5 protein-coding genes are annotated in these 6,000 nt (G+C 41.6%); all 5 read right to left on the bottom strand.

Going from position 1 to position 6,000, the window contains the following annotated elements:
* Window positions 1-489: 489 nt before the first annotated feature.
* Window positions 490-1,071, bottom strand: a complete 582-nt coding sequence (locus PV763_RS08540; protein ID WP_420937668.1) for a lytic transglycosylase domain-containing protein — start codon at window positions 1,069-1,071, stop codon at window positions 490-492.
* 124 nt (window positions 1,072-1,195) lie between these two features.
* Entirely contained in the window at window positions 1,196-1,687 is a 492-nt protein-coding gene (locus PV763_RS08535; RefSeq protein ID WP_005246123.1) for a GNAT family N-acetyltransferase, read from the bottom strand.
* A 113-nt stretch (window positions 1,688-1,800) separates the two neighbouring features.
* Complete coding sequence (locus PV763_RS08530; RefSeq protein ID WP_420937667.1) at window positions 1,801-3,000, bottom strand: acyl-CoA dehydrogenase family protein; 1,200 nt, start codon at window positions 2,998-3,000, stop codon at window positions 1,801-1,803.
* 23 nt (window positions 3,001-3,023) lie between these two features.
* Window positions 3,024-4,310: an acyl-CoA dehydrogenase family protein gene (locus PV763_RS08525; protein ID WP_420937666.1), complete on the bottom strand. Its 1,287-nt coding sequence runs from the start codon at window positions 4,308-4,310 to the stop codon at window positions 3,024-3,026.
* A gap of 245 nt (window positions 4,311-4,555) precedes the next feature.
* Window positions 4,556-5,932 (bottom strand): ABC1 kinase family protein, encoded by a 1,377-nt coding sequence (locus tag PV763_RS08520; protein ID WP_420937665.1) that lies wholly within the window; start codon window positions 5,930-5,932, stop codon window positions 4,556-4,558.
* Window positions 5,933-6,000: the final 68 nt, after the last annotated feature.

Raw genomic sequence — 6,000 nt, 5'->3', positions numbered from 1 at the left:
AGTGAAACCTCTTAGCGCTGATGGTAGTGTGGGGTTACCCATGTGAGAGTAAGTCATCGCCAGCTCATTATTCAAAATCCCCCTCCGCCAAGGCAGAGGGGGATTTTTTTATGCGTGGGGTTTTAGATAAGCAATATTGAAGCTACTAGAGCTTCTCAAAACATATTTATATCTCAAAGCTGATCAGATTCTTCTGAAGCAGATGAGTCCTGTCAATTTGTTTGACCTATTGGGATCTTTCTAAGGCGTGCTCTAAAAGAGTTTATAAGTTGATCTTGCAAATCTTGGCAAATAAAAAAACCAGCGAATCGCTGGTTTTTTTATTGCAGACCATTTTAGCCAAACACGCGCATTATAACTGTAATTAATACTTCCCAAATAAGCTTTCATAGCAGCAATTTCAACAAGCACTATCTAATAATTACCATTTATCAGAAGTTTAAATAAAATAGCCTAAGTATGATTAAATTGATTCTCTTTATTCAGTCATTAGAGAGAGTCTTTTAGCATTTTTTTATGCTGTTTTACTTGTTTGGCATAACGTTTACCTTGTTTACGCATTTTACGATTATTTTCATAACCCGATGGACCTACATTATAATAGGCAAGCGCTTTCTGCCAGTCACCGGATGATTGATTATATTTAGAAAGAATATAAGTCCCACATTGAATATTACTGCTTTCATTGTATAAATCACCTGGGCAAGTTTGTTGCCAGTATCTCGGAATCACTTGCATCAAGCCTACTGCACCTGCTGGCGAAGTTGCTTGGCTACGATAAGTAGATTCCTGACGAATCACAGCCGCCACCAGAAGCGGATCTACACCCTGATTTTGTGCATGTTGAACAATTAAAGGTGAAACACGATTAGCTGTACTGGATGAGGTGGAATAAGCAGTTTGAATGCCTTTAGACAGCTTAGCTGCGCGTTTTTCTATCGAGCCTCCGCCCAAGGATGAGCAACCCGCAAAAAGAAAAGTGCTCAATAAAATAGAAGAAAATTTAAAAGAATGAGAATGAAATAGTGAACGTTTAGATTTAATTGGATTGAATAAATAAGAAAAAAACAAACTGTGGATTCCATGCCTGAATAAACGTATTTCGATGTTAGGCAGCCTATATACAAGAGTCAAGCTTGCTGCTGATGAAAGCACTTTATTACTATACAAATTTTATCTATCTACTAAAAAATCTCTAAATTGAAAGGGTTTTTAGCATCCAGATTTCACAGGCATCACTATGTCCGGTATTGCCTTCAGGATAATCAAGATGCTGAAAACCTAATTTTTCATAGAGTTTCACCGCTTGCCAAAGCGCTTTAGTTGTTTCTAGATAGACTGAATTAATCTGATGAGTCTGTGCAAATTCACAGGATAATTCTAAAATTTTCTTGGCAAAACCTTGCTGACGAATTTCAGGTAAAAAGTACATTTTCTGAATTTCTAAAATAGTTGCATCACCTTTTAATGGCGCAATTCCACCACCACCGTAAATTTTATTTTGTTGATCCACAACAACCCAGTAAGCTGATTTCGGTTGCTGATAAACTTGATACAGTTCATCTAGAATAGAATCGCCTACTGCGAAACCAGATTCTGCTGCCAGCCCAAACTCTTGGGAAACACGACGAATAATGCTTGCAATTTGGGCATTATCTTCAGGCTGAATAGGACGAATAGAGTACATATAGAACTGATTTTATTTTGAAAAAACGATGAATTTTTATAACCTTAAATCCTTAAAAAAGCCATCGTTTATTCAATTTAGATAAGTTTAATTCACTATTTGATGAGCAATCACTATTTTAATTCGCTTGATGATTTTCCCAACTCCCGACGGGCAATAATGAGTTGCTGAATTTGCTGGGTGCCTTCAAAGATATCCAAAATCTTGGAATCACGCGCCCATTTTTCCAAAAGTTCAGTTTCGTTATAACCAGTGGCTGCCGCAAGTTCGACACATTTTAAGGTAATTTCATTACCGATCCGACCGGCCTTGGCTTTGGCAATAGATGCTTCACGTGAATTTGGTTTGTGATTATCGGCCATCCAGGCGGCTTTCAGCATCAGCAAGCGTGATGCTTCCCATTCAGCTTCCATACGATAGATTTGTGCTGCGATATTAGAGCTTTGTAAATACGGTGTGGCATAAGTAGAGTCCAGTTGATCCTTAAAAATCTCCTTGATGCGTTCCAGCGAGGCTTTCGCACAACCAATCGCCATGGCTGCAACCAGCGGGCGAGTATTATCAAAGGTTTCCATTACGCCAGCAAAGCCTTTAGCAACATCGATTTCTGCATGACCGAGCAAGTTTGCTGCAGGTACTCGACAGTTGATAAAGCTAATCGTGGCAGTATCGGATGATTTAATCCCTAATTTATGTTCCAGTCGTTCAACCTTCATTCCTGGAGTACCTTTGGTCACCACAAATGATTTAATTGCCGATCGTCCCAGTTTTTTATCCAAAGTTGCCCAAACGACCACTGCATCAGCACGTTCTCCGGATGTTACAAAAATTTTCTCGCCATTCAGAATATAGTCATCACCGTCTTTGGTCGCAGTGGTACGAATCGCAGCGGAATCTGAACCACAACCTGGCTCGGTAATCGCCATGGCTGCCCAAGTTCCATGAAAACGGTGCAATTGCTCCTCGTTGGCAACAGCTGCAATGGCTGAATTTCCTAATCCTTGGCGTGGCATCGAGAGTAATAAGCCAGTATCGCCATAACACATTTCAATAATACTCAGGGCGGTAGACATATTAATGCCATTTTTATTAGTCGTATCTGCATCGCCACGTTTATTGACTGCTGCACCAGCATTCATGCCTTCGCTACCATGATTCATACCGTCGACCACAGAAGCGAGCATGTCTAGTTCTATCGGATAAGCATGTTCAGCCTTGTCATATTTACGTGAAATCGGACGCAAAACATTGAGGGCAACTTCATGTGCTTGATCAATCAAAAGCTTAAATTTTTTTGGAGTTTGTAGATTCATCATTGTTCTTCTTTATGTTCTGATCAGGCATGCAAGCCAGAATGGAGAATGGCAGTAGATCTAAGATCTCTATACCAGCGTTCGACCGGATGTTCTTTGGTGAAACCATGACCACCCAAAATCTGTACACCATCGGTGCCTATTTTCATGGATTTTTCTGCACAGAGTAAGCGTGCCAAATAGGCTTCACGATGAAAAGTTTGACCAGATTCAGCCAGACTCGCGGCATTCAGGATCAGCATTCGCATTGCATCAATTTCAATGGCCATATCGGCAATCATAAAGGCGACACTCTGACGATGTGAAATAGGTTCACCGAAAGCAATACGTTCATTGGCATACTGAACGCAGTATTTTTTTACTGCTTCACAGGTGCCCACCGCCATCGCACACCACATTAAATTGCCCAAATCTACGAATGTACGATAATCAAAATCTTCATCACCCAGACGATATGCCGGAGTATTTTCAAATTTGAGCGTAACGGTTTCAGTAGCTTTTAATCCCATAGCCGGCGATTTTTTCGCAGTGACGGTACTGTCGCGTTGCACCACAAAGACCTCAGCTCTGCCATCTAGATTAGCACTGACCAGGTATAGATCGGCACTTTCTCCCAAGAGCACCAAGGTCTTTTGACCTCGAATCAGATAATGTCCCTGATGTGCAACAGCCTTGGTTCTAAGTTGCTCCGGGTTAAACGCTGCTGTTTCTTCCTGCACTGCAAAGGTGGCCTTTAACTCAGGATTTTCTGCGAAAGCGCCCAGATATTCTGACTGAATCTGCTCTGAGCCCCAGCGGGTAATGGCATTAATGACACTAAAAGTCGAAAGTAAGCCAGCCGTCAGACTGAAATCACCCTGAGCCAAATGTTGAGCGATTAAAATATTGCTAACTATATTCTGTTCCGATGCAACGCCCCCCAATGCTTCAGGCAGGGCATAGAAATTCAAACCTAAATCAGTGCTGTATTGCCAGAGTTCATGGGGAAATAATTCATGCTGATCTGCATCATGCGCCAAGGGATACAGCACCTCTTGGGCAAATTGCTGCATGGCATCACAGGTCATTTGCTGTTCTTCAGTCAGGTTCAGATCAAATAAGGATTTGGACTGATGGGGCAAACGCTGTTTTTCAATCTTCTGGCCAGATTTCAGGATTTTCTGGGTTTGACTCAGGGTTTTGAATCCGGCTTTTGAACTTTGATAAAGCGATTTTTCTACAAATTTACGTAGCTTTAATTGGTCTAATACTTCGCTACCCGCGATTTTGGTCAGTATGGACAAGCCAAATCCTTGGGCTTTATTCACCATATTATTCATTCTGATTATCCTAAAGGTGTTGTCACGTTATTTTTTTTAATACTGACATGCACTCAGAGATAAAACTATGTCATCCCTGACATGAATGATTGACAATTTTTAGGTTTTTTGGATTAAAGAAAGGGAAGGGTAAATCAATGAAAACTAAAATAAAGATAAAAATATAAAAAATCGAATGTGTATATAAATTGACCCGAATGACAAATCATTCGGGTCTTTTTGATGCAGGTTTTATTTTAAGAGAGATGATGTTTAATCATGGCACGTACATTGGTTTTGGCATCAATCACGGTCATAAAGGTATAGGCCCCGATAAATTTACGGCTAATAAACATAAATTCTTTGGGTGGAACACTAAAATAACGTGAAGCCATTGATCTCGATGCCTGTTGCATCACACGGCTATGCAGCTGGCTTTTTTTCCAGTCATAGCGATTATGTTCATCCATGATGCCAGCTGGCAATTCTTGATTATTTAGCGGTGAACTAAACGCTTCGGTGGCCAGTAAAAAGACTTTGGCCATATCCGGTTTGATGCTTTGTGGAATCGAATCAAAAAATTCATAACCAGTCATCGCTTTGACCATCATATCCGAGTCATGATGATAGCCTGCTTGAATCAGATTACGTGCAACACTGAGCAGATGCTGGTCAAACTGACGGATCGCGCCAAAGTCGAGCAGAATGATTTTGTCATGCACATCTGCGCCATTGCCCAGCCGAACCAGATAATTACCAAAGTTCGGATCGGTTTGCATCTCGCCCCATTCGAAAATCTCACGCACGGCAATTTCCAGAGAGGCCTCACCTAACTGGTTGCGGCGTTCTTGCGGTAAGGAGAGCATCACAGGGCTATTAATTGGCACACCACGTTCAAAGGTCATGCACAGCACGCGATCAGAGCAGTACTCATCAATAATGGTCGGGACGATATAGCGCGGATCATCTTTTAAACGTGCAGCAAAACGCCGCGTGGTATCTGCTTCAATCTGATAATTTACTTCACGGTGCATCATCTCACGGACTTCATCGAACCATTGGTCGAATTCGCGGGTCTGAGGCACGATGCGAGTCAATTTCAGCATGTTTTTAAACAGGCTCATATCGGAATCAATCGCTTCTGCCACACCCGGATACTGAATTTTTAACACTAATTCCATGCCATCACATTTTCGAGTAGCGCGATGTACCTGTGCCAAAGAAGCTGTGCCCAAAGGTTCATGATCAATGGTGAGATCGTCGAGTTTTGAACCGAGTTGTTGTTGTAACTGAGTTTTAATGGCTGGCCATGCCAATGCTACCGTCTGATTGTTTAGGGTATTGAGAGCCTGAGTGACTTCTTCTGGCAGAAAATGCTCACCATATAGCGCCATCATCTGGCCAATTTTAACGATAGACCCTTTCAGCTTGCCAATTTCTGCTACCAGATAATCGGCCTGTTCTTTCATAGCTTTTTTACGTTTCTTTTCTTTTTCTTCTTCGCTTGAGAACATGGAGCTTGCACTAGAAGCCGCCCAACGCGTACCTGCCAGCAAGGATGCCTTTGCGATCGATAAGCGTCGATCCATAGAGGAGGTTTTCAGTTGTTTAAGCTTATCGTTCTGATCTGACATGTAAACTCGATCCTTTCATCATCAGCATGAAGCAGAATAAATCATTGTAAGGGATAGTAGCGTTTCTG

This window comes from Acinetobacter sp. AS5, from assembly GCF_048957595.1.
In the GTDB taxonomy this organism is placed as follows: domain Bacteria; phylum Pseudomonadota; class Gammaproteobacteria; order Pseudomonadales; family Moraxellaceae; genus Acinetobacter.
Note: the sequence above shows the minus strand (reverse complement) of the source record. Positions and strands in the feature narration are given on the sequence as shown.

Excerpts from the sequence above, each read along its gene's own strand:
- PV763_RS08525 (WP_420937666.1), bottom strand. The coding sequence starts at position 4,310 with ATGGTGAATAAAGCCCAAGGATTTGGCTTGTCCATACTGACCAAAATC.
- PV763_RS08520 (WP_420937665.1), bottom strand. The coding sequence starts at position 5,932 with ATGTCAGATCAGAACGATAAGCTTAAACAACTGAAAACCTCCTCTATG.
- PV763_RS08530 (WP_420937667.1), bottom strand. The coding sequence starts at position 3,000 with ATGAATCTACAAACTCCAAAAAAATTTAAGCTTTTGATTGATCAAGCA.
- PV763_RS08535 (WP_005246123.1), bottom strand. The coding sequence starts at position 1,687 with ATGTACTCTATTCGTCCTATTCAGCCTGAAGATAATGCCCAAATTGCA.